The organism is Vibrio sp. SCSIO 43097, assembly GCF_023650755.1.
Classification (GTDB): domain Bacteria; phylum Pseudomonadota; class Gammaproteobacteria; order Enterobacterales; family Vibrionaceae; genus Vibrio; species Vibrio alginolyticus.
This window is the reverse complement of record NZ_CP071841.1, coordinates 291,571-315,805: the sequence shown is the minus strand read 5'-3', so window position 1 is coordinate 315,805 and position 24,235 is coordinate 291,571. Positions and strand designations below refer to the sequence as shown.

At 41.9% G+C, this 24,235-nt stretch carries 19 protein-coding genes; all 19 read right to left on the bottom strand.

The genetic code is table 11. The annotated features are described in order from the left end of the window. Nucleotides 1-9: 9 nt before the first annotated feature. Nucleotides 10-1,143 (bottom strand): exonuclease SbcCD subunit D, encoded by a 1,134-nt coding sequence (locus J4N40_RS17795; protein ID WP_005375971.1) that lies wholly within the window; start codon nucleotides 1,141-1,143, stop codon nucleotides 10-12. Between the two features lie 364 nt (nucleotides 1,144-1,507). Beyond that, nucleotides 1,508-2,347, bottom strand: coding sequence for an NAD/NADP transhydrogenase subunit beta (locus J4N40_RS17790; RefSeq protein WP_115386667.1), 840 nt, complete (start codon nucleotides 2,345-2,347; stop codon nucleotides 1,508-1,510). Further along, nucleotides 2,348-2,638 (bottom strand): PAAR domain-containing protein, encoded by a 291-nt coding sequence (locus tag J4N40_RS17785; protein WP_005375969.1) that lies wholly within the window; start codon nucleotides 2,636-2,638, stop codon nucleotides 2,348-2,350. Nucleotides 2,639-2,649: 11 nt separating this feature from the next. Beyond that, the gene (gene tssI, locus J4N40_RS17780) at nucleotides 2,650-4,485 is read right to left on the bottom strand and encodes a type VI secretion system tip protein TssI/VgrG (protein ID WP_250654627.1); all 1,836 of its coding nucleotides are present in this window, start codon (nucleotides 4,483-4,485) and stop codon (nucleotides 2,650-2,652) included. A 49-nt stretch (nucleotides 4,486-4,534) separates the two neighbouring features. Further along, complete coding sequence (locus J4N40_RS17775) at nucleotides 4,535-5,014, bottom strand: Hcp family type VI secretion system effector (RefSeq protein WP_005375967.1); 480 nt, start codon at nucleotides 5,012-5,014, stop codon at nucleotides 4,535-4,537. A 208-nt stretch (nucleotides 5,015-5,222) separates the two neighbouring features. Further along, the gene (gene tssH, locus J4N40_RS17770; RefSeq protein ID WP_017820212.1) at nucleotides 5,223-7,790 is read right to left on the bottom strand and encodes a type VI secretion system ATPase TssH; all 2,568 of its coding nucleotides are present in this window, start codon (nucleotides 7,788-7,790) and stop codon (nucleotides 5,223-5,225) included. Between the two features lie 10 nt (nucleotides 7,791-7,800). Next, nucleotides 7,801-8,766, bottom strand: a complete 966-nt coding sequence (gene tssG / locus J4N40_RS17765) for a type VI secretion system baseplate subunit TssG (RefSeq protein ID WP_005375963.1) — start codon at nucleotides 8,764-8,766, stop codon at nucleotides 7,801-7,803. After that, on the bottom strand, nucleotides 8,763-10,586 hold the full coding sequence (tssF, locus tag J4N40_RS17760) for a type VI secretion system baseplate subunit TssF (protein WP_115386669.1): 1,824 nt from the start codon (nucleotides 10,584-10,586) through the stop codon (nucleotides 8,763-8,765). Before tssF ends, tssG begins: the two co-directional genes overlap by 4 nt. Continuing rightward, a complete protein-coding gene (gene tssE / locus J4N40_RS17755; protein ID WP_017635621.1) occupies nucleotides 10,583-11,047 on the bottom strand; it encodes a type VI secretion system baseplate subunit TssE in 465 nt (154 codons plus the stop codon). Before tssE ends, tssF begins: the two co-directional genes overlap by 4 nt. Before the next feature lie 7 nt (nucleotides 11,048-11,054). Further along, nucleotides 11,055-11,849: a type VI secretion system accessory protein TagJ gene (locus tag J4N40_RS17750; RefSeq protein WP_017635622.1), complete on the bottom strand. Its 795-nt coding sequence runs from the start codon at nucleotides 11,847-11,849 to the stop codon at nucleotides 11,055-11,057. Nucleotides 11,850-11,859: 10 nt separating this feature from the next. Continuing rightward, nucleotides 11,860-13,371 (bottom strand): type VI secretion system contractile sheath large subunit, encoded by a 1,512-nt coding sequence (tssC, locus tag J4N40_RS17745; RefSeq protein WP_025767712.1) that lies wholly within the window; start codon nucleotides 13,369-13,371, stop codon nucleotides 11,860-11,862. Between the two features lie 52 nt (nucleotides 13,372-13,423). Beyond that, a complete protein-coding gene (gene tssC / locus J4N40_RS17740; protein ID WP_005375950.1) occupies nucleotides 13,424-14,917 on the bottom strand; it encodes a type VI secretion system contractile sheath large subunit in 1,494 nt (497 codons plus the stop codon). Continuing rightward, nucleotides 14,917-15,447: a type VI secretion system contractile sheath small subunit gene (gene tssB / locus J4N40_RS17735; protein WP_005387524.1), complete on the bottom strand. Its 531-nt coding sequence runs from the start codon at nucleotides 15,445-15,447 to the stop codon at nucleotides 14,917-14,919. The genes tssC (J4N40_RS17740) and tssB overlap by 1 nt, the downstream gene beginning before the upstream one ends. Before the next feature lie 15 nt (nucleotides 15,448-15,462). Further along, complete coding sequence (gene tssA / locus J4N40_RS17730) at nucleotides 15,463-16,578, bottom strand: type VI secretion system protein TssA (RefSeq protein ID WP_115386670.1); 1,116 nt, start codon at nucleotides 16,576-16,578, stop codon at nucleotides 15,463-15,465. Continuing rightward, nucleotides 16,571-17,365, bottom strand: a complete 795-nt coding sequence (locus tag J4N40_RS17725; RefSeq protein ID WP_250654626.1) for a PP2C family protein-serine/threonine phosphatase — start codon at nucleotides 17,363-17,365, stop codon at nucleotides 16,571-16,573. The genes tssA and J4N40_RS17725 overlap by 8 nt, the downstream gene beginning before the upstream one ends. Before the next feature lie 9 nt (nucleotides 17,366-17,374). Further along, entirely contained in the window at nucleotides 17,375-18,070 is a 696-nt protein-coding gene (gene tagF / locus J4N40_RS17720) for a type VI secretion system-associated protein TagF (protein ID WP_115386672.1), read from the bottom strand. Further along, entirely contained in the window at nucleotides 18,052-21,570 is a 3,519-nt protein-coding gene (gene tssM / locus J4N40_RS17715) for a type VI secretion system membrane subunit TssM (RefSeq protein ID WP_115386673.1), read from the bottom strand. Before tssM ends, tagF begins: the two co-directional genes overlap by 19 nt. Nucleotides 21,571-21,586: 16 nt before the next feature. Beyond that, nucleotides 21,587-22,879 carry a type VI secretion system protein TssL, long form gene (gene tssL, locus J4N40_RS17710; RefSeq protein WP_033907010.1) on the bottom strand — a complete coding sequence of 431 codons (1,293 nt, stop codon included), beginning with the start codon at nucleotides 22,877-22,879 and terminating at the stop codon, nucleotides 21,587-21,589. Between the two features lie 11 nt (nucleotides 22,880-22,890). Further along, nucleotides 22,891-24,216, bottom strand: coding sequence for a type VI secretion system baseplate subunit TssK (tssK, locus tag J4N40_RS17705; protein WP_284694806.1), 1,326 nt, complete (start codon nucleotides 24,214-24,216; stop codon nucleotides 22,891-22,893). Nucleotides 24,217-24,235: the final 19 nt, after the last annotated feature.

Genomic DNA, 24,235 nt, shown 5'->3' with positions numbered 1-24,235 from the left:
CTTTGGTCCCTATTGCTGTGATAATTGCTTAATAATGTCAGTAACAGCTTGCTCTTGCTCTTTAGACAACTGGCTATCTTGCGCCTCAATAAAAAAATCTCGGAACATATCAATTTCGCTTCGCGCCAACTTTGCTTGCGCCATTTCCTGCTCTACCCCAATTAACATGCCAGGTTTCTCAAGGTGTAAAACGTTTGGATACACTGAACGAAGTTTTTCCATTGGGTTTAAAATCGCATGTTTATCCATCAAACGAACTAACAAATAATCTTCATTCTTGGGGTCTGTTTTCCCTTGCTCAATAACTTTATCCAGCTCGCCCTCTACAATACGCATTTCATGAGGAGCCGTAAGATCAATATGCTTTGCAGAAACGAATCCTTTCTTGTCCAGTTCAACTAACGTGAAACCTTTTCTCTGGTTCTGTTCACCAAAGCTATACTTCATGAGAGAGCCAGAGTAACGGATATGCTCTGCGCCTTTCTTTTGAGGCTGATGCAAATGACCAAGTGCGACGTAGTCAAAATCTAAGAAGTGTTCATGACTCACGCGATCAGAACCACCAATAGATAATGGTCGTTCAGAGTCTGACTCGATAGCCCCATCAACAAAACAGTGACTCACGAGCACGCGCTTTTGCTTAGAGATAAAGCGCTCTTTAATTTGCTCAACAAGCAATTGATGAGCCTCATCATGAGTGGATACCGAGGCTTTGTAGGCAAACCTGACCTGTTCAGGGTCGTTATAAGGCATACCATAAAACGCGACCTCGTCCGCAGAGTCCGTTTTTATGATGATGGGAGTGAGCATCTCTTCAAAGTTGCTAACAATATGGAGACCTGCATTTTTCATTTGCTCTGAGCCGAAACCTAGCCTTTCTGCACCATCATGGTTGCCAGATATCAATATCATTGGTGTTTCTAACTCGGTACAAATGCGTTTCACGACTCGATTTAACAGTTCTATTGCAACCGTTGGTGGCACCGAACGGTCATAGATATCTCCCGCCACTACAACTGCATCGACGGGGTTGCGTTCAATATAGTTAATCAGTTGTTCGAGTACTGCTTGTTGATCTTCGAGTAGTGATACGTTGTGGAATTGTCGACCAAGATGCCAATCTGAGGTGTGGATAAACTTCATTCGAATTCACTTTCCGCCAATTCTATGAGTAGGCTTGCTTCTGTCAGAGTCCATGTACCGTTTATAAAAAGGAATGCGTCACGGGTGGGATCTCGAACAAGCCAAAACTCAAGTTATTTTATTTCGGTAAGGATATCTTGAGTCGAACAGCTTTTCATGTGGTTTGTGTTCTATGGCTGGCTATTTAATCAGAAAGCGAGAAGAACACTGTAAAAACGCGGTGAGCAAAGCTATTTTGAAAAGCAAGCTGCGCCTAGTCATTGTCCAAACATCATTAAAGGGCCAGTTTCGAGTCAATCCCCCATAACATTTGCATCACTAAAACCTCAGCTACTACTACTAGAAGGAAAAGCAATAGCCAGACCTATTCACTACGCCAATTGTATATTACTCCTACCGCATAGCCATCTGACTCGATGTCCGCTTGCAACACGTGAAAGTCTGGGCAGGGGCTGCTTCTTTGAAGCTCATCAATCACTAACGCTTTTAAAACGCCGCCACATGCACCCAATCCGCCAAGTTTGATATCAACAAATTGATACTGAGTTTGATCGGTCACCCACGGAGACAAGAATTGCATTGAGTTTAACCATTGCGGTTCTTCCTTATTAACGGATAAATACAATTGACTGAGTGGATGTTCACAACTTACTCCTAATTGCTTAAACACCTTGTCCACGGCGATGCGTTGTTGTTTGGCATCTAAATCAATTCGAACAACATCAGGCACAAGACCTGAATGTCGAAAAAAACACTTGGTTAAAATGATAGAGCTTTGAGGTTTGACATGCCCTTCTACATCACTCGTAACCTCTATAGCCAGTATCCAAGTCGCTTGCGTTTCATTAACTTCACGATTTATCCGATTTAGTGCCATCAAAAATGCAGCTTGGCCATAAGGATAAAAGTAAATTTCAGTATTGACAGTTTGGCCAACGAAAATAGAAAGCTCGCTTATCAATGCTTTAAGCAAGCGTTTGTCTACCGAAGATGGTAAAAGAACACAGAGATTCCCCTTGATATCAGCTTGCTCAAGACTCTCGCGCTCAGAGCGCACGAGGCTTAATATATGCTCATCTATTGATTGAGCAAAGTCTTGGGGTCGGATTTCCTCGGACAATCTAAAAGAATCATCAGCTATCTCGCGAACGGTGTGTGAACGGCCATTAAAGGATAGAAGATGCGTTTGAAATGCGAGTGGCATCTAGCCTCCGATTAAAACCGTAGGCATACCAGATAGAATTTTGCCACCATGAGACGTTGAATCGCCGACTCTCGCGGCTGGTTTACCGTTGATTGTTACGCTAGAAGAACCTGCTGAGATACTATCCGGAGGACCGATACAAATAAGCTTGTCGCCTTGTCTTGCCGCAGGTATCCCGCCAATCGTTACGTTTGGTGAACCAACAACGACGGGACCACCGACATGCGGTATCTTTCCTGTTTTTTTAGGGCAAAGATGAAAGCTGCCCAAAATTGCGGCTGGTTTACCCACTTTAAATCACCTTAGTTCAATGAAATTTGCCCAGCTTTAAGAGCAATAGCTGAGCCGTTAATGGATATTTTATTACCTTTGATATTGATTTCTCCAGAGCTAGACATCTGAATAGAAGCACCACCTACTTTGATCTCGACGCTCTTTCCTGCATTAAAAGACAGTACTTCACCCGTTTCATTCGAAAAGTTTTTACCTACTTTCAAGCTCGCGTTCTGACCAACCTCTTGATTAACATCATTGGTCACTTTTTCGGTTTTACTGTTTTCAACGGCGATATCAACACAGTCTTCAACTAGCATTTGGAACAGTTTTTCAGCATGAAGATAAATGTGCTCTTCACCAGGCTTATCATCGAAGCGCAACTCATTAAAATTGGATGTACCTTTTTGTACAGAGCGTGATTTATAACCACTCTGAGAACTTTGCTCTGGTAAAGCGTAAGGAGGGAGTTGACTACCGTTATATAGTGACCCCGTAACGATTGGTTGATCAGGGTCTCCGTTGACAAACTCGACGATGACCTCTTGTCCGACTCTAGGGTGAAACACCGACCCCCATCCGTTACCTGCGATATTTTGCGCAACACGAATCCAACATGAACTATTTACATCGTATTTACCAACACGGTCCCAGTGAAACTGAACTTTGATACGGCCATGTTTGTCTATGTAAATTTCACCATCTTTGTTCCCCGTAACTACTGCGGTTTGCAAACCTTTCATCTGAGGTTTCGGGTAGTTAACTGAAGGACGCAGGATTGTCTTTGAGTCAACACAACTAAACGAGACTTTGACACCTTGCGCACCGGTCCCACCTTGACCAGTCTGGTTATAAACAGCAGCAGACAAAAAAACAGAAGACAGTACATATTCTTTGCCGACTCGAGATTTATCTTCATGCTTTTTAAACTTGAAGCACTTGCCCACACTGAATGTTCTGCACGTAGCCTCGCCACGACACAAATATGCATTTTGCTGTAGTGCTTCTATTGCATGCGTGTTTCTCAGTGCGTATTGATCATTGCTCTCCATTTCACCCATGTATTCAAAATACTCGCTTCCAGGTACTGTAAAAAAATCACTTTCACCCTTTGCAGTATTTTTAGGATTCGAAGAAGGCTTGAGCATGTTATAGCCTGACTTTTGACTCGCTTTAGTAGTCAGAATTTGCGTTTCATGCCAAGAAAAAATGTGGCTAGATTTCGCCGTACCTGTATCAAAATCGACTAAAAACTCAGTACCCGGCTTATAAAAACTGATGTCATCAAAAATATTGAGCGTATGGGCAGACTTAGTATGTGTAAAACAAAATGATAGCCCCTCTTCCGATAACAGACGTCGAACAAATTCAAGATCTGATTCTTCATATTGTACTTTGTACGTGTATTTAGGATAGGACTTGGTTAGCTCAAAACTAAAGGCAACACTATGCTCCGATAGTACTTCAGAGATAATTTCCTTTATATCTTTATGCTGAAATATTCTGCAATTTTTTCGATATTCAGCGAAACGTAATTTAGGCTCTATTAATAATTCTATGTTTTTATAATTTTCGCCTTTATGTGTATTAGAAACCCTTTTCCCTTCTAATCTTGCAGCAGAAACGTAACCATGCATATAACGAGGATTTGAAGAAACATCCTCATTATTTTCAAGGGTAATGGTAACTTCCTTACCAATAATTTCGTTTAACTCACTTCGTTGATCATTAAAGTAAGCTTTAGCACGCAATGAAAAAAGTTCTGAGATCTCTTCTTTATACTCAAACGAGTTTAGTATGATGGCATCTTTACCGAATGGGGAAGAAATTCGGATGAAATTGTTATCTTGAGTTGCTCTTTTCATTAAATACTTCTTTCAAAAAAATGCGGAGGAATACTCCCCCGCATGAAAATTACATTTGTTGACCTTTAACACCGCTGTAGCCGTATACCAATGGAGCAGAAGTGTTGTTCTTATCGTCAGTAGGAGTCACTGTCATCATCATTTCTGTGTAAGAAATTGTGATAGTTTCAACTGGACGATCGTCTTGGATAGAAACGGAGTAGTTAGAAATCATCGCATCAGTCAGTTCGATCTTCATGATCTCTTCAACCTTCTCACCCTGCTTAGTAATATGGAAAACCGCTGGTTTACCTTTACCAATCGTCGCTTCTTTAAATAAGTCAGGAGAAGAACGGTCTTGAAGTTTAGTGATAGTCAAATCATATAGACGAGTAGCGCTCGCTTCACGGTCCATCGCTGTACCAGTGTATGATGAGATCTCACGACCTACACTCCAATCTACAGATAGTAGTGTAATCAAATCTTTGTATTGCTCGGCTGTTGCCTCACCCTTAATATCTGCGTATTTAAGATACGTATTAGACTGCATGCTAATCTCCTATAGCATTATTAATTGACATATATCGTAGTAATTTAATTATCTGACGTTTGGTGATAATTAGTGATTAATGTATCAAAAACTTCATTTTAAATACGCCCTGTTATATCTTTAAATAAGATTTAATTTAAGCGTTTTTTATAAAAAATAATAGTTAATATGAACCAACTCCCAATTATTATTGAGAGTGTAAAGGATGTTAAACTATTGAGACATCAAGTCCACTAGTTGTACCTTTAACAATAATTTCATCAAACGTCTTATCATTAAGAATTGCATGCAATATTTCATGAGAAATCTTCGGAAGCAATGTATTTTCTATGGTTGTTTGTACCACACGCGCACCACTGCCAGACTCATTGCTATTGTCTACAATATCATTAATTAGTTCCTCATCAAAAAACAGGTCAGCGTTATAGTGCTTACGAATACGAGTCGTAATTTTATCCAACTTTAATTTTGTTATTTCTATCAATACTTTTCTTGATAGAGGCAAATAAGGTAATACGTTCACACGCCCTAAAAATGCAGGTTTAAAGTCGACCAACAAATCATCGCGTAAAGCATCTTTTAGTGCTGACGGCTCAGGAGATAAATCAGGATCAGAATACAAAGACATCGTCGTTTCGGTCCCTGTGTTCGCGGTCATAATAATAATAGTGTTTTTAAAGTCTATATCTCGACCTTCACCGTCTTTAATTGAGCCTTTATCAAACACCTGATAAAAAATATCTTGAACACCAGGGTGCGCTTTTTCCATTTCATCGAGGAGAATTACACTATAAGGTTTACGTCTAACAGCTTCAGTCAGTACACCTCCTTCTCCATAACCGACATAACCAGGAGGAGAACCTAATAGCAATGAGACTTTATGCTCTTCCTTAAATTCCGACATATTGATAGTCGTGACATTTTCTTCACTACCATAGACTTTCTCTGCAATCGCCAAAGCCGATTCGGTTTTACCCACTCCGCTTGGTCCGGTTAGGAGAAATACACCATTTGGTCGTGTCTCATCCGTGAGCTGCGCACTCGCGGTTTTTATCACTTCAGACATGAGCTCTAAAGCGTGATCCTGCCCGACAACTCGCTTACACAAACTTTCTTTCAAACCCAATACTGCTTGGATTTCATCATCCTGAAGTTTACCTAGCGGTATACCGGTCCAATCCGAAATAACTTCTGCGATTAGCGCTTCATTTACATGCGAAAAAACTAAGGGCTGTGAGTTAGCGGAAAGGTTATTTTCAAGCTCTTGTAACTTGTCTCTAGCAGTTTCAGAACCCTCCTGGATTATTTGGGTTCTAAGTGACTTAGCTTCATTTACCCATTCTTTTTCTTTTTCCCAAAGTACTTCTAATTCAATAATGTCATTAGATAGCGCATCAATCTCTTTTCGGACACCTTGCAGCTGCACATCAAGAGATGCTCCTAGCCGACTCTCTTGGCTAAGATGCTCATACTCAGCTTGCTTTGCTTTAAGTTTGTTTCTTTTCGCATCTAGGCCTCCCGGTGTAGATGACTGACTTAACGCAACTCGAGAACAGGCCGTATCCAAAACAGAAACCGCTTTATCTGGCAGTTGACGACCATTAATGTATCGAGCTGACAGTTGGACCGCTGCATTGAGAGCTTGGTTAGTGATATGAACATCGTGGTGTTGTGCCATTACATCAAGTAAGCCTCGTAACATTTCGATCGCGAGTTCAGGGGCAGGCTCATCAACCTTTACGACTTGAAAACGCCTAGTTAAAGCTGCATCTTTTTCAAAATACTTTTTATACTCTGCCCACGTTGTTGCTGCGATCGTTCTGAGTTCACCTCTCGCTAATGCTGGCTTCAGAATATTCGCCGCATCACCTTGGCCCGCTTGCCCACCACCGCCAATTAGGCCATGAGCTTCATCAATGAACAATATAATAGGCTGTGGAGCGTCGTTTACTTCCTTAACAAGGTTCTTAAGCCTGTTTTCAAACTCACCTTTCATGCCTGCGCCGGCTTGCAGTAACGCCAAATCCAGAGACTTAATTGCCACATTTTGCAGAGCGGGAGGTACATCGCCATCAATGATCTTTTGCGCCAAACCTTCAACAACGGCTGTTTTTCCAACACCAGCTTCTCCCGTAAGAATCGGGTTGTTTTGTCGGCGTCTTAATAAAATATCGATCATTAGGCGAATTTCATTATCTCTACCAATCACCGGATCTATTTTACCTTCCCTAGCTTGCTCAGTAAGGTCTGTTGTAAATTGATTCAAGGCGGAATTCGCGTTTGACTGCGCTAAGTCATTCGATCTTGATTGAGGCGCATTACTTTCTTTAAAGTTCAATAAGCGAGATGGTTCTATCTTGTTTAGTTCAGGACTAATCGAACCAGCCATGTTGACTAACGTATCATCAGACAAGTAGGCAAATAAAAGATGGATGCACCCCAACTGTTCTTGATTGAATTCAATGGTTGCAGACAACAAGGCATTTTGCATAACAGTCACCGTATGAGCTGATAGCCCAGGCACCGACTGGCATCCTGTTTTGTATTTTTCTAATGCCTTTTGAATATCGGTTTCAACCTTGATTTTATCGACATCAAATTCGTCAAAAACTTCAGAGTAAATATCGTCAGGATGGCGGATAATCATCATTAACCAGTGAGACATTTCAATACTGTGATGAGTTCGGGAGCTTGCCATCGCAGCTGCCTGTTCAAGTGTTTCCTTAGCCTGAGGAGACAATCTTTCGACCAACGCTGAAAGTGAGAGTGAAGCCATTACATTTCCTTTAAATAGTAATTGTTATAGTTCGATCTTTTGTACGTTCGTGTTTTTTAAGCACAGAACCAATACCTAACTGCCCCTGCTGTTTCGATAAACAAGCTTGTGGTAGCAAACTATGTTTGGTGGTGAGCTGCCACTTCAGTTGTTTATGTTTTCCAATCAACTCATAAGCAGCGTTCTTAATGATTGCTATATTGGGTTGGTTAGGAAGCAATTTACTAACTAGCTGTTTATCTTTTGGCAGAAATTCTATTGTTGTCCCCGCGTTGATGTTCCATGCTTTCGAACCCAAAGACGCTCCTAAACCAAGTTGAGCAAACTGCCCTTCAGGCATAGTTCGGGATGCAAGGCGTGTTTGCTCTTCTTTCGTAAGGTGTAACCATTGTCCTTGAAATTCATGAACTTTTACTTGGCATCCAGATAAACATTCAAGAATACTTTTTAGTCCACCTTTACTTCTCACTGGTGAAGCAAACACACCACCATAGTGCCGGGACAGTGAACTCCCTTTCCCAGTTAATGCCGATTTACAGCTTTCTAACGGCGAACGCGCGCCCTGCGCATGCGCACGAGACTGAACAGTCAGCTGACTCAGTTGCCAACATCGATAATAAAGAGATAATAAGCGATGATTGAAAATATCGTAGAAGTCCACCATAGCCGTATCGCCTTCTTTTTGGCGATGTAAAGCTAATTCACTATAGTGCTGGGGAAGCACACCTTGCTCACCCGTTAGGCCTATTAAATTGGTCTCAATCTCTAACTTGCTGTCATCTATATTTTTCAGTTCACAAAGCTGAGCATTTTCAAAACCTAATGATGGATTAACCTTTAAGTTTAGCTTTTCATGCTTCGGTAACGCATCTGTTCCTATTTGCGCCTCTGCTTGCAGAACTTCATGTTCAATAAGATGAATCGCTTCAAACAATGGATGTTGCTTTAATTCTCGATAAAATTGTTCCGCGCTCATAGCAACACCTTATCGCCAGTTAATACGGGCCATAGGTGGAAAGACTTTCCCGTGGACTTAAGTCTTATTTCTAACTGCGTAAAAATGTTAATTTCAGCATATTGCGAGAAGTAAACAGATAAAACACTACCTAAGAGAAAGATCTGCTCTTTAGGTAAAATTTGATCAGAAACCGTCAAAATAATTTTTATACCGTGCGCAAATCCAACTTTACCTTTCTGACTAATTCTTCCTGTAGTAGGCTTAAACTCTAACTTAGTTAAAGCATCGATTACCGCTTTCGTTTCTGCTGTCCCAGAAAATGCATAGAGATTAAGGGTCTGCTTCAAAGTTGCTAAACCATCTTCCTCGGTAAAATGGTTTAAAGTTAAAAGCTTAGTTAACTGCCATCGTGTGCTTTCATCCATTTCTGGCCGAATGGTTTCTGATAAAGAAACTAAACAACGAACAGATTCGAAATTGTCATTTACCTCCGGTAAAGATACTTGCGGCAGCCCACCTCCAAATGGAAGTTTCTGCGCTAAGTTGCGGTTACAGCACTCAGCTTCCACGTACATTAACCAGTTTTCCCGGCTATCCGGGCTGAACAATTGATGTTTTTTATCAACAAAAGAAATGTAAGTTTCTCTACCTGGCTCATCATACCCACCAGCCCAGTTCTTATCCTCACGTCTCATCAACCAATAAATCTCACTAGTGTTCGTATAATGCGTGTGCTCACCAGCGTGATAACATGGTAAATTGTGGTACGTTTTGTTCCAGTTTCTCAACGTTACGTCAGAAATTGAGACAACCTCATTACTTTCAGCTTCTTGGTATTGTGGAGACAAGTGGTAATCGTATTCAGTTGGTAGAATACGCTTAGGCTCCATAATACTTTTAAATAAGTTGATCACAGGCACACAGCCTACCATTAAGCTTTCTTCGTCCACTTGCTTTGGAAGCCAGTCATCGTTGGTATCAAAGTAAAAATACAGTTCGACTTGCTCTCTAAGATCTAGCTCTGATAATCCAAGTTCGATGATATCAAAGAACATAAACTTCTCAGGAAAGTGCAAATACTCAACAAGTAATCTTGCTCCTGAAAAGCTTCTTTTACTGTATGGCACAACTTTCTCATCTTCTGAAAATCCTACTTCAGAAAGATGTCTTTTGGTTAAAGGACGAACTTCTTTGCCATCCACAACAACAGATAAACCAATTAGGTTTTGAAACAGCATTTGGTAGAGCTTAAAAGTCAATTGAGATTGACCGTTTAAATAGAAGCGCAGCCGTTCTATCCCCATTTCACCAAGAGGAGTCTCTTCATCTTGAGCCGTGAGCTGTACTTTCAAAACTGAATGAGCATTGCTTTCCCATCGTGAGCCAACTGGCTTGAAAGGCGCATTTTTAAAAACGCCAGAGGTCACATCAACAGGATACATTCTGACCGGATAACAAGTTCTAAACTCGCATTCATGATATCCAGTAGCACCGATAACAACTCGCTCGCCTTCTTCTACATCAAAATAAGAGGAAGTGGAGTTAGAACAGCTCATTTTAATGACTGACATTGACGGGATTGGGGCGTGAAAATCCGGATATAACTGTCCCATCAAAGACTCTGTAAACTGAGGGTAACTATTGTCTAAGCTTTGTCTAATCCTTGCTGTTAGAAATGCGCAGCCTTCTAACAATCTTTCTACGTGTGGATCGTCAACCTGTTCCTCACTAATACGAAGTCTCGCGGCAATCTTGGGATACTGCTCACCAAACTCTTGCCCTTTGTGACGCAAATAAGCTAACTCGCGATTATAGTACTTGAGAAACTCTTCACTCATTTTGCTCTACTCAGTTTCATACCTAAATTTACCGGCTCTACTTCAGAATTGAATCGCACTTCATGAATACTGTTATCAATTAAGCAAGTGGCATTTATCTGTAACCTCAATACCCTATCAATAGCGTTTTTCTCGTCCGAAATCTGGACATGAGGGTTCCTTAACCTCGGCTCAAACTCTTTAATTGCATCATGAACGATGTCGCAAAGCTGATTCTGCCCTTCTTGGCTGCTATAGGGCATTGAGGAAAAATCTGGCAGCCCATAGTTCAATATTGAATAACGAACCTCTAGAAGATCATCAGGAATATTTTTCCATCCAATACGACTATTCAGCATCGACTCTAGATCTCTAAGTAAGCTGCTCAACATCTGTTGCTGGCTTGCAGGGAAGTCTTTCTCATCTCGAGTGAGAGGATCACTATCTATCAATTTGTCGAGCAGAGAAACGGTTAACGACATGATATTTCTACGCTATTTGTTTCTGTTCTAATAATGTAGTCAAATCACAGATTGGAAGCGCTGAGTCACCGACTAACCAACATTTTTGACCCAAGCCAACAAAAGATTCTTGCTCACCAATCTGCTTCCAATCCGTTTCTCGACCTAACTTTTGCGCATCGGTCTCTGAGTCAACATATGTCAACGGCATATGGCCTTCGCCTTCACCAAGTCCATCGATATCAAACTCGACAGGTCGCCAAATACTCTCTAACAAAGAAGTAGGTGCTTTAACTTCTAGCGTATGGATGCTCGATATGGGTACAAGAAAATAGTTACCTGCTGTAGAAAACAGTTCAATGTAACCACCTAAACGATCATCAATATCTCTAGCATCTTCGTAGTTTGTGCCGTTTACGTTAAACCCTTTAATAGTGCGATGCTCTTCAATGCGATGCGATAGACGTGACGCTTCTTCGTACTCTTGATTTCCGAGAGCAAGATTAAATCGAACAAGCTCTTTAGTTAATTCCTCATCACCTAATACTTTGGCACTAGCCGCACCATTGATAAAATCCTTTCTAGCTTGAGCTGCTTTCACTAAATGTCGTAGCTGACTTGCACCAGGCAGATACTCAGGAAACAATTTAATCGATTGCATGAGCTGAGCGTCCGCACGCTCGAAGTCCCCATCAATGCAAAGAAGCTCAATGAAGGAACTTCTCAAGCTCGCATCTTTAGGGGTTGCTTTAATTTCATCAATTAATTGCTCTAGAGCGTGTTGCAATAGGCCTTGGGACAAAGCATTTTTCCATTGAGTCATTGTTATTTCCTTACACCATGTGCTCTGGTGATAATTCGGTAATTAATTTAATGCTAGATACCATTTGATCGAGTTGAAAATGCGGTCGCAAATGGATAACTGAGTAATAATGTCCAGGAGTTTCTCTTTTCTCTCGAACTGTAATTTTCGCTTCATTTAGGGGGTATTTAGCTCGAAGCTCATCAGACGCTTCATCTGATGCGGTAGTGTACTGATGTAACCAGCGTTGAAAGTCACGCTCTAGGCTTTCTGCGTCTTGATACCCACCAATTTTGTCACGCCCCATAACCTTGAGATAATGTGCGACTCGCGATACACACAATGTGTATTGCAACATCGATGTCAGTTTTGCATTCGTTGAAATATGCTTTTCTGCGTATTGTTTGGGCTTGTAGAGAGATACATTCGAGGTCATCCCCACCATATCGGTCTCAGGTATTGGAGAAATAGAAATAAAACCGCACTCAGACAATTCTTGTTCTTTTCTCTCAGAGATTTTCAAGTTTAACGGACATCTTTCACGATCATTCTTGCCATTAACACGCATCTTGCTCCTTGTAGGAGCGACGATAATACCCTGACTGTAATCGCCTTGTTTAATCCCTCGCATATGCGTGAACCAACCATGTTCCTGAAATGCTCTAATTGATACGGCAGCAAAACAGTACGCACTACTCCCCCATAGCAAATCTCGGTTGGAGTCGTAGATGTGTTCTTGAAAATTGAATTTATCATTCCGCGAGCCATCACTTTTGTATGGCTGACGGAACAAGACGTTAGGTGCAGTCAAACCAATAAATTTAGCGTCATCGTTGTCTCTCAAACTACGCCACTTTGCATAATCTTCCTGTTCAAATTGGGCCGCTATATCTCTTATCGCAGAGAGTTGAGCGAAACTATCAACACCAAACATCTCTGGCGATGCAGACATGATAAATGGGCTGAATGCTGCAGCTGCAGACTGAGAGATCTTACTCAACACAGACAGATCTCTATCAAAATAATTTTTACTAGGATCACAGCGAAGCTGATAATCTCCAACCACCACACCAAAGGGTTCTCCCCCTGCCATCCCATATTCATTTTGATAGAGCAACTTAAATAGTGCTGATTGGTCAAACTCGATGGCTTTTAAAGCATCTTTACTGATTTCATTCCATGTCGCCGTTAAAACCTTAACTTTTACAGAATCCGATGAACGAGAATCAACCTGTTCACATAAATACCTAACTCCAACCCACCCCCTTTCGAGCTGTTGAAACTCAGGATGATGTAATATTTCATTTAGTTGAGATTCTAATAGCTCATCAATGCGGTTAATTGTGTTCATCACACTATGACGAAAGCTGTCCAAATCTCTTGAACGTGTACCTTCTAGCCAAATTCGAGCTGACGATACAAGATCAGAAGATTCATTGAATCGAGTCAACCACGGGCTATCAAGTTCAGCGTAGCCTCCGGTACTGAACTCATGTTTTAGCTTGCTAGGGTCGCGAAAGTTAAGTGACACTGCTAATTCCATCTAGAACATAAAGATTGGTCATGGCTGGCCTTTCGACCAGCCAATTCGTTTCTTATCCACCTGACTGAGGGATCTTGGCCACAAGTCGCAAAGATGTCGTCAGTTCTTCCATTTGCAACCAAGGTTTCAGCCATGCTACGGCATTGTAAGAACCAGGTGCGCCAGGAATTTCCTTAACCTGAACACGAGCGTCTGCTAGAGGGTATTTCGCTCTGATCTCTTGACCACCGCCTTCAGAAGCATTGACGTAACCTAGGATCCAGCGGTTCAGCCAAGACTCAACGTCTTCTGCTTCCATAAAGCTACCAATTTTATCTCGAGCCATTACTTTCAAATAATGCGCAAAACGAGATGTTGCCATCATATAAGGTAGGCGGGCAGAAATGGCCGCATTGGCCGTTGCTTCAGGGGATTCATGGTTCGCTGGTTTTTGACAGGTTTGCGCACCAAAGAACACTGCATAGTTGGTGTTTTTGTAGTGACAAAGCGGTAAGAAACCAAGCTTACCAAGCTCCGCCTCACGTCTGTCGGTAATACCAATCTCTGTTGGGCACTTCATATCAGGGTCGCCATCATCACTCATGAAGAAATGCGTTGGCAAGTTATCCACTCGACCGCCGCCTTCTGCACCACGGATGGCAGTACAAAATCCATATTTTGAAAATGCGTCGGTTAACTTAACACCAAGAACATACGAAGAGTTCATCCAACAGTAGTCGTTATGTTCAGCGTTAACAGCAATACCTGAAACAGGATCTACTTCGAACTCTTCAAACCCAAACTCTTCGACTGGAGCGGTAGCTTGTCCGTATGGCAAACGAGCAAGGACTTTTGGCATCGTCAGACTAACGAAGCGCGAATCGGCACTCTCGCGGAACGAACGCCATTGGGCGTATTCTAGTGATTCAAATACCTTATCTAGGTCGCGTGGTTTTGACAGCTCAGTCCACTCATCAAAGCCGAATAGTGCTGGTGAAGCCGCGGACAAGAATGGAGAGAAGCCAGAAGCCGCTACATTTGACATTAGGCGTAACGACTCAATATCTTCTGGGTGGTTGGTAAACTCATAGTCTCCAATCAATGCACCATACGGTTCACCACCAGCACTACCAAACTCAGACTCGTAAACCTTTTTAAAGATCTGGCTTTGATCAAACTCAACAGCTTTGCTCAAGTCTTTATGTAGCTCTTTCTTGGTCATGCTCATCATGCGAACTTTCAGAGTAGAGCTGGTCTCTGAATTCATCACTAGATAATTTAAGCCGCGCCAAGAACCTTCGAGTTTCTGTAATTCTGGGTGATGCATTACTTCAGACAACTGATCAGAAATCTGCCTATCGAGCAAATTAATCGCTTCACGAAAAGTTACTGTTAGGTTTTTGTTCCAAGTAACTGTCCCTTTCATTGCTTCTTCAGCGAGCGTTTTAATCAGCTCCTCAGCACGAGAAGCTTCGGTCTGCTTAGTCGCACCAATAGCTTGATCTAAGAATGAAGTTGTCTGTTCATTAACTGTTGGATCTAACTGTTTTTCAGCTTCAGTCGTCATTATTCCGCTCCTTCAGTACTGTCTGACTTCGCTTTCTTGTCAAGATCTAACTCGCCTGCAAGTCTTGCCAGATTGTCTGTATTGTTCAAAACATCCTCTAGGATATTTTCAAGCTCTTCTGAGCGGTCAACTTTTGTCATCAAATCACGCAGTTTATTACGCGTTTCCATCAATTGGCGTAGTGGATCAACTTGATTTACGATCGCAGCAGGCTCAAAGTCTTGCATTGATTTAAAGTTTAAATCGACCTCAAACTGTGAATCGTCATTCGCAAGCTTATTCGCAACTTTAAACTTCACCGATGGATTCATTTTTTTGAGTACATCGTCAAAGTTATCTCGATCGATCTGAATAAAACGGCGGTCTTTTAATGGCTTCAACGCTTCTGTGTTTTGACCAGCGAAGTCACCCATTACACCTACAACAAAAGGCAGTTCTTTCTTAAGAGTCGTACCTTCAGTTTCAACATCATAGGTAATGTGGACACGAGGCTTCCGTACTCGTGATAGTTTCGAGTGGATACTCGTCATACCATTCTCCCTTTATTAATTTTCATTTTGTTCTGCTATGCCAACCAAACGGAAGTAGCTTTTCTTTGCATCCCCGTCGGAGATAAGTTCCGCCAGTAACTCCGGCAGAGGCATCCCACACCAACGAATAATCTGTTCGATGGAGTAAGAAACTGGTGAGTGAGGTTCACTCTCTCGGAAGAAATCAGCTACTTGCTGCAATTGTCTAATTGCCTGCTCTCGTGATTTCATGTTTGTCGCTAATAATGCATCACAACTTTGTGCACTTAACAGTTGTTCAGAAGAAGATTCATCAAGATCCTCTAGCTCTTCAATCACTGCTTGTGGTTGATCAAAACGATCTCCAAGAAGGTGCTTTAATGCCGAGTGTATTGATTCAAGTCTTTTTGATATATAAGAGCTAGGAGTCACATCACCGACCGCTTCATCTAATCGCTGACTGAATTCATTAAATGATTCCGTAGCGAACTCCAAATCCGTGATTAATTCTCGATAAAACGTATCAGAAGTCGACTTAACCGTAGTTGTAATTTCAGATAGCTCCACAGCCCCAAGCTCGACTCGATTTCGGCGCTTATCTTCGTCTAAGCGCTCAAGCTCTATAGCTTGCTGATATTCCCAATAGGCATAAGCTTGCTCCACGCCTAAGTCAGTCAATGGTATACAAGCAATTGGAAAAATAAGTGTTCCTTCACTATCGATACCATTGAGGCCAATAATCGCCGATATTCTTGTCTCAATACCATCTTCATCAGGCATTGGGTACAGATCATCCCAAAAGTTCTCAATTAAACTGGTTGCGAGTTTGTAGCCAACGCCCATACCACGAAAACCATACAATCGAGTTAGGGCTTCTATAAGCCAGGCAACAAATTCCAAATCTTTAGACTGATTCGTGAGTATTTCTGGGACATCTTCAATAAATACTCGCCATAAATTACTGTGGGTATAGATACTTTCTTCTTCTATAAGAGCATTACGTTCAGCGTTGCGGGCGGCCATACGCTGATCTTTCAACCGATAGTAAGCAGACTGTGGTGATACATCCTCTCTAGGATCAACACCTGTAGGATTTTCTTGAGATATAGGAGCCAACGCTTGTTCATACCAATAAAACATTTCATTACTCATAAGCTCTCCCTCTTAGAAAGACAGGTATTGTTGCGTCTTCTCTAGTTACTGTTTCGCACTCCGTTTGCGTTTGGCGAACTTTGATCAAAGCACAAGTTACGTTATCACTTGCGCCCCGAACCAAAGCCGAATGCATGAGCGCTAATCCAGCTTGGTTGACTGAGTCTGCATACAATGTCCGATGAATTTCATCACTCGTAAGTTCCTTAGAGAGCCCATCGCTACAGAGTAAAAACTGATCGCCGTCAGCCAACTGCCCTGAAACTTGATCAATAGTGACACTTTCGTCGACCCCAACAGCTCTGGTAATAACATTTGCAAGAGGGTGAGATTCGGCATCTTCAAATGCCAATAAGCCCTGATCCACTAAGTCCATGACTTGACTATGATCACGTGTTTTTTGGACAAAATTACCACTTCTAAGCTGGTAAATTCGGCTATCACCCACCCAAAGACAGTGGTAATACCCATCCTGAATAAACAACAAAACAAGTGTTGTTCCAATCGTTTTACCGTCTAAGTGATTTTGTGCGTATTGGTAAATTTCTAAGTTCGCTTCTTGAACCACTCTTCGGATATCATCGATATTAGTATTGGAGACATCCTGCATGTGGCGCGCGACTCTATCCACTAGCATCTGGCTTGCTATATCGCCAGCACTGTGTCCACCCATTCCATCGGCAACCACCCAAATATGCTGTTCTGTCATATCCAACAGAGCATCCTCGTTATAAGGGCGTACTTTTCCTGCGTGCGATTTAGCAAAGGTAAAATAGTTCCAATTCATTCTTCTATCCTACCAATTCCACTTTTTCCAGCCGCCATCAAGCATGGCTGAAAACTGACCAATTGAAGGAAATCCACTAGTAATGAACATGCATGGTTCAACCTTCGTTGAACCTTCAGTCCACCAAAAACATGGTTTACTCAATTTTTCTTTAATGAGGTAATTCAAAAGCGCGTTTTGATCAGTATTGCCGTGATCATGAAAAACTGTAGATATTTGGCTTTGATAAAGAAACTCCAGAGGCCTCACTTCACTTGTTACATTCGCAACGAGGTCATTTTTTTCTTGAGTACTCTTATGCCAAACATCAAAGACAAAGTCGTCCTCAAGTACTGAAAGAGCAAGAGCGGCACTGTCCTCAGTCCAAGCTCTGTCACCCCAATATTGCGCAGCTTCACCTTTTACGGCACGAGCTATAGTAAAGAAAAAGTATCTACCGCATGCATCAACACTAGGAATCATGCTACCAATGTAGGTTGAGTCTTCTAAATAGCTAATATCCAAAGCAAAGTGCCACACAGGAGCCGTTAAAAAGTGCTCATTCCAGCTTTCACCCAGTTGTTCCCTGCTGACTGCAATAACCGCCTGTTGCCAATCATGCCAACGCTCCGAGAAATCTTGTGATAAACCATCTTTCACAAAGTCCCCTTTTGCAGGCATTTTACCGATATAGCCCCAGCCTGATGTTATAAGGTTCGTGGACATCTGAACCTCTCCATTTCATTTGACCAAAACGGATTAATGGCACTAGAAGGAATAAGCTCTAGCTGCACCTTATTTCCCTTTAAATCAATCATAACTATATTGTCTTTACGCGATTCTGGCCTTGCTTTAAGTGATTGATCCAAAAGCTTGAATATGCCCCACTCACCTTCATAGGTATGCGCAATTTCGCGTTTAGATTCAGGTGGTGTGAACACAATTCGAGTCTGATCTTGACCGGCAGGCCAACTCAACGATTTAGCTCTTGCTGGTCCATGCTTATAAACCAAATCTTGTCCACCCAACTCTAAGACAAATCGAGTAATGTGCTGGTCTAGATAAACAGGCTTCATCCCAAACTCTACGCGCAATGAATTATCAGATTCAAAGAAAGACTGCCTGATACGTTGCGCTCTTTGAAAGACCATTAGTGTTTCTGGACGAACTCCAATTTCCTTTTCTAATCGCCAACGACTTTTCGAAGTATCCACAAACGGTTCGAGGTATTCTTGGAAGAATGCGTCAAGCGTACCTCCATAACCAAAGAATCGCTTAAAGTCTTTCAATCTAACTTCTCTGCTCGCGTTGGGCTCGAATGGATATCTGCCAGCAATAGTCCGCTGATAAGGGCGGACCACCTGTGTTACCCAAAGTTGATTTAGATGATCCTTCGAACCGCTCTCCGCAAACTTAACCGACTCTTGAGAAAGCTCACCTAGCCATTGATTAAATGGTCTCGGCAAAAGTTCTTTAGCACGAGCGAAGGAAGCTGCGACATCTTGTGTAACGGTTCCATCTAAAATACTTTTGTAGGCAATTTTCTGATTGTTACCAGAGCTTGATAAGTCACTTAAATACGAACGCAAGTTAACCATTGCTTGTTGAATATCATCAAAGTCTTGCTCACCAAGGCGTAAGATCTCTGAAAAATGCGATTCGACTTCTTTACCTGGCAGAGCAACATTGAAGCCGTTTTCTTCAGGTAAATACATGTCTAGTCTATCTGCCGTATTTGAAAACTTAACTTTGGCAACTTTACCAGCAACTTCAGAAGCGGCTTTTTGATTTTCTGACAATGATACTTTTGATAGAGCAACCTCTTTTTGGATTGCTCTCAACAAAGATTCGATTGGTCTTTCAACTCCAGATAAAACCCTCGCTTGCTCTGTCGCAAGTTCTAGGCTCGGAGCCTGCTTCAATTGAATATCTTCGATCAACGTTTTCCATTCATTAACATAATCTTGATAGTATCGAGACTGAACGCCTTGGATGGCACTATCTTGATCAATTTCATGAGCCTTAAGATCGTCACCATAAACCCAGTTCTCTTCCATTAGGCTTTTTACTGTACGGTTGATCTGAATCTGAAAAATGCTATGAAAACCATTGTACGTGTAGAAACCCGAAATGCCTTGTGATAGCGGTTTTCCACTAGCTCGCTCGAACTGCTCAAGCCCTTTAGGTCCCAATACATCAGTCAAGCGAAATGAAGGTACATGACTCTTAGAAAATTGTATTTTCATTCGCTGATAAGCACGTTCAGGTAGAGACATTTGAGTCAACACTTCTCGAGCACTCGTCACGGCAGCAGTGTTGTAAGTAAAGCCTTGTCCATCGTTGCCTAATAAATATTGAGTGTGCTGTAGCAAACGTCTTCTTAAGTCTGCGTTTAGCTCACCCGGATATTGACGTTCGAAATAAAAGTTAAACCAAGCCAACACTTCATCTTGTTGATATTTGTCTGGATTGAATAACATCAAATACGTTTTTAACGTTTCGTACAAATACTCACGATGCTGTTGATTGCTCTCCATTTCTGACACCAAGCTATCAAGAAGCAGAGGGGCGTAATATTGGGTCAAAGCATCAGAATATGCATTGTTTGCCGCCTGAGACACTTTGTCTCCCTGATAGAGACCAAACCTCTTTACAGAGTCGGCATCACCGTAGTCGCTTTGCTTTCCGAGAGGAAGCGTCATCAACTTATCTAATGTTTCTACAGCTGAAACAATATCCGCTTCAAAATCTAAACTTTGAGCGCCAATCATTGCATCAATATGGCTCGCTTGTTCATTGGTATCGACAATTAACTGTGAGTTCCACTTATAACTCATAAACCAAAGCGCAGAAGCTCCTAGCAGTAGCGTTGTACATCCAATGTAAACACCTCGACGCATCCAACCTGACTGCTTTTGATAGTGACGATTAACTGTTCCTAACAGTTGCTCTTTGAAAATAACCTTGTCAAAAAGATTCTTTACGAAATAACTATGAGAACCAGTCTGACTCTTTGCTAGAGCTAAACGATTTAACCCAAGTCCATTGGTTGATTCATTCATCAGCTTATCGACTGGTAAGCCTTCTTGAACCGAACTCAACATAAACACACCACGAATCAAGGCAGGCTCTTCAAAACTGTTTTGTGCAAAAATTTCAGCTAAAAACTCGTCAAGATTAGCTTGTAGCACTCTTAATTGCTTTGGAAATTCAAAGATAAGCGCGCGTTTATCTAAATCGTCCTCAGTTTCAAGTATTCTAAGCATACGGGCATCAAGGCGCTCCAACATGCCATGAAATTCTTTGTTGAATAGAGAAATAACGCCTCTTTCATCATCCACTTCACGAGGGAACATGAAACCAAATAAATCATCTCGTTCTTCCTTACTTAAATCGGCAAAGAATTCATTGAAACCGGCAACTAAATCCATTTTGGTGAGCAATACGTAAATCGGAAACTGCATGCCTAACTGGTTTTTCAGTTCTTGAAGTCTCGACTTAATTGCTCGAGCATGAAGACTTCGCTCGGTTCGAGTCTGAGACATCACGCTGGCTAAACTTATCGTAACAATCGCACCATTAATTGGTCTTTGCGTTCTATACTTTTTCAACAATCCTAAGAAACCATGCCACGCTTTAGAGTCGACCTTTTCTTGACTGTCTTGTGTCGTATACCGGCCAGCCGTATCTATAAGAACTGCTTTATTTGCAAACCACCAATCACAGTGGCGAGTGCCACCTACACCGGCAATAGAGTCAGAGCCAAGGCTGTCTCCTAATGGAAACTCTAACCCCGACTGCTTTAATACGGTTGTTTTCCCCGTTCCAGGAGGGCCAATCAACACATACCACGGTAAGTCATACAAGCTTCTCTTGCCTTTGTGTGTTTTCGTCACTACTTTGACAGCTTGCTCAATACGCTCGCGCATTAAGTCAATTTCACTTGCTGCTTCTTTATCTGATTGGCTATCAACCTCAAGCAACGTTTGAATACTTTCGTCTTCTTTCACCTTTTGCTTATGCTGCTTGGTAACGTTAAATATCGCCCAAAGCAACACCAACACTAGAATAGTGACTAGCCGTTGAAAGTCACTCTTTAGGGGCTCATATCCCGCTATCGCAATAAGTGGACCAACAACCCAAATGAAAATAGAACAAGCAGCGACACCGATAAGACCGAGAAACCATCTTTGAGTAAATATTCTGCCAATTTCTTTAATACGCATCTCTATCTACCTATTATTAATTCGCGACAAGAAGGTCGATTTCAATCCGGCGGTTAATAGCTCGGTTTTCATCACTACTGTTTTCAACTAATGGTCTTGCATCCCCCAATCCCTCGGGTATCACTCGCCCTTCTAATGCACTATTCGAGATCAGTTGTTCAGACATAGCAGTGGCTCGAGCTAATGATAGGTGCCAGTTCGAGGGATATTTACTCGTGAAAATAGGCCTATCGTCGGTGTGACCAGTAACAATGATCTTGCCTTGGGTCGACTCCAATGTTCTCGCAAGCTTAGAAATAACGGGTTGGATGTAAGCGACAACATCAGCACTACCTGATTCAAATAGATCTTGAGACTTTAACGAAATTCTTACCCTGTCTTGCAGCGGCTCAACATTGATTAGCCCCTTACCGATCTCAGTTGCTAGATACATTGAAATCTTTTCTGCAATTGGCGCTGATTTTGATTCTGACGTTGCATCTTGGTTAAGTTGTTGCGGTTGAATCAAATTGACTAATTGAGAAAAGGTGCGATTGGATGCCTTATTTAGCTCATAGCTAAAATACATATATATGCAGACCAATAATGCCGCCGTTACAGAACATACAACCCAAAGAGGGGCTCTATCAGAAGCCTTTGAGCCATTCAAAATGTGTTGGTCGATACTATTACTTAGCTCCTGAGGGACTCCTCTCCCATAAGACTTAAGAGTAGCAATAACCTGTCTTCTCAATTTCCGGTGCGATTCCAGTCCATTTTTTTCTAAACGGTATTGACCCAGAAACCCGAGAGATAAGCACACATACATTAGTTCAAGCAAATCTAAGTTCGCATCTGGTTTCGCCATGCACTTATCAAGATGCTTAAAAAACGCTTCCCCACCTTGACTGCTAGCATAGAAGGAGCTAAGTAATGAATCGTGACTCCAGAATGAATGCCCACCCCAATTGGTGTTAAGGACAACTTCATCTAGTGAACAGCATAAACAATAACGAGCTGTATCAATGGTATCCAAATCAACGTCATGCTGACGTAATCGGTTCTCATAATCTCTAAGCTTTTGTGCCAATGTCTCTTTTAGAAACAACGGATCGGAATGAGTCGCTGTCGACCGAATTTGACCGATAATAGATAACAGGCCATTCGCCTCTGCTAGTAGAGAGTTATTCCCATAAGCGACCACTGAATCATTGTTCACCAATTCAGGGCTTTTTGAGATAACTACGGTATTATCCACAGACTTTTCTGATTGTGGTTTCGATGCGGGTGCTCTTCCACCCGGTGTTGGTTTTACTATCGTTTGTTCCATACAGAGCGCGCCTATTGATTAATACTCCAAAGCTCAAGTTCAGCATTCGGAAAATGCCCTGATAGGTGAAGCGCAATACCGCCACTATCTTTTAGCCTCATCCAAAATGGCCCTTTCTTGACAACTTCGAAATAAACATAGCCCGTTTGGTAAGGAATCTGTCTCGGGACGACACTCAACGGCACTACGTTTATACCGTTGATCTGATTATTAATTAGATCGCGAATCTGTTCTGCCGGGCCAAACTTGAGTTGCGCTGGGACCAGGCGTCTTATTTCATCTGTTGTGGTGTCTGCTTTAATTGCTAGCACAAATTGGCATGACTCAAGCACGCGTTTATCTGGAAGCGGCGTCACTTGAATACCGTATTGGCGAGGCTCCAACGGAAGTTTGGCCGCAGTTTGGTCAAGGACAACACTGAGGTACTGACTGAGTATCTGATTCAACTCGCTATAGACACTTGATACATCTAAGTGATCATACGCAAGCAAACTTGGGACTCTTTTAGTTTTATTAGAAAAAGTGGCTAACTCACCAATGTAACCTTTAAGTGTCGTCGCTAATTCCAGTGGATGTAACCTATCTAACTCACTGAAATGCTTTAACTTCGCCTCATATCGGTTCAGCATTTGGAGCATGATGAAATCAACAGCAGATGCCGATGCAGATTTACCCTTAATCAAGCGCTGTGCAATAACGTCAGCACGCATCTTTGTCATCGCGATAACGTTACGTAGATAAGCTGACATAACTTTGTCGCTAAGGAGGTTGATAAGCGGAGGAACGTACTCATCGTCTAGTATAACTTCCCCTTCAGGAGTTACCTCTTTGATCCTTAAGATAGGTAACTCCACATAACCCGCTAATTTGTCATTACTCGCTTTCAACTCTAGGTTAAGGGCTGCAACTTGGATGGTTTCTTCATCTTGTCCTGTAAGGTTATCTATCACGTCGATATCTTGAAGTACATAACGAGAGACGATCGATTCGCTTACATCCGAAACGTTTTTACCTGTAACACTTGAAAGAGGGAGAGTTATTTTTACTAACGTATTTTCAGTGTTTTTATCAATAAGTAGAGGCGAAACTGAATCGTTGGATATTAACGTATTAACCAACGTCATATCTGGCAAAACAGCTTCAAGATGCTCAAGTTCAATAAGACCATCTTTTAGCGCGTGTTTTTTTACTCGACATTTCCAAACTCCCCAATTGTAAGCCCCACCTAACTGATGTAAGCCCTTGAATTCTTGAGAGGTTGCGCGTTCTTGTTGTTGGAAGTGCTGGGGACGTAAAAACATTCCTTCGCACCAAGCCGTCTTGGAGTATTGCGTCATTTATAATTAGCCAACTAAA

What these genes read in the sequence shown, in the direction of transcription:
- J4N40_RS17790 (WP_115386667.1), bottom strand. Translation starts at nt 2,347, where the DNA reads ATGCCACTCGCATTTCAAACGCATCTTCTATCCTTTAATGGCCGTTCA.
- J4N40_RS17750 (WP_017635622.1), bottom strand. Translation starts at nt 11,849, where the DNA reads ATGACTCAATGGAAAAATGCTTTGTCCCAAGGCCTATTGCAACACGCT.
- J4N40_RS17725 (WP_250654626.1), bottom strand. Translation starts at nt 17,365, where the DNA reads ATGAATTGGAACTATTTTACCTTTGCTAAATCGCACGCAGGAAAAGTA.
- J4N40_RS17795 (WP_005375971.1), bottom strand. Translation starts at nt 1,143, where the DNA reads ATGAAGTTTATCCACACCTCAGATTGGCATCTTGGTCGACAATTCCAC.
- tssG (WP_005375963.1), bottom strand. Translation starts at nt 8,766, where the DNA reads ATGAGCGCGGAACAATTTTATCGAGAATTAAAGCAACATCCATTGTTT.
- tssB (WP_005387524.1), bottom strand. Translation starts at nt 15,447, where the DNA reads ATGACGAGTATCCACTCGAAACTATCACGAGTACGGAAGCCTCGTGTC.
- tagF (WP_115386672.1), bottom strand. Translation starts at nt 18,070, where the DNA reads ATGTCCACGAACCTTATAACATCAGGCTGGGGCTATATCGGTAAAATG.
- tssA (WP_115386670.1), bottom strand. Translation starts at nt 16,578, where the DNA reads ATGAGTAATGAAATGTTTTATTGGTATGAACAAGCGTTGGCTCCTATA.
- tssE (WP_017635621.1), bottom strand. Translation starts at nt 11,047, where the DNA reads ATGTCGTTAACCGTTTCTCTGCTCGACAAATTGATAGATAGTGATCCT.
- tssK (WP_284694806.1), bottom strand. Translation starts at nt 24,216, where the DNA reads ATGACGCAATACTCCAAGACGGCTTGGTGCGAAGGAATGTTTTTACGT.
- tssC (WP_025767712.1), bottom strand. Translation starts at nt 13,371, where the DNA reads ATGGAATTAGCAGTGTCACTTAACTTTCGCGACCCTAGCAAGCTAAAA.
- tssM (WP_115386673.1), bottom strand. Translation starts at nt 21,570, where the DNA reads ATGCGTATTAAAGAAATTGGCAGAATATTTACTCAAAGATGGTTTCTC.
- tssI (WP_250654627.1), bottom strand. Translation starts at nt 4,485, where the DNA reads ATGAAAAGAGCAACTCAAGATAACAATTTCATCCGAATTTCTTCCCCA.
- J4N40_RS17775 (WP_005375967.1), bottom strand. Translation starts at nt 5,014, where the DNA reads ATGCAGTCTAATACGTATCTTAAATACGCAGATATTAAGGGTGAGGCA.
- tssH (WP_017820212.1), bottom strand. Translation starts at nt 7,790, where the DNA reads ATGGCTTCACTCTCACTTTCAGCGTTGGTCGAAAGATTGTCTCCTCAG.
- tssF (WP_115386669.1), bottom strand. Translation starts at nt 10,586, where the DNA reads ATGAGTGAAGAGTTTCTCAAGTACTATAATCGCGAGTTAGCTTATTTG.
- tssC (WP_005375950.1), bottom strand. Translation starts at nt 14,917, where the DNA reads ATGACGACTGAAGCTGAAAAACAGTTAGATCCAACAGTTAATGAACAG.
- tssL (WP_033907010.1), bottom strand. Translation starts at nt 22,879, where the DNA reads ATGGAACAAACGATAGTAAAACCAACACCGGGTGGAAGAGCACCCGCA.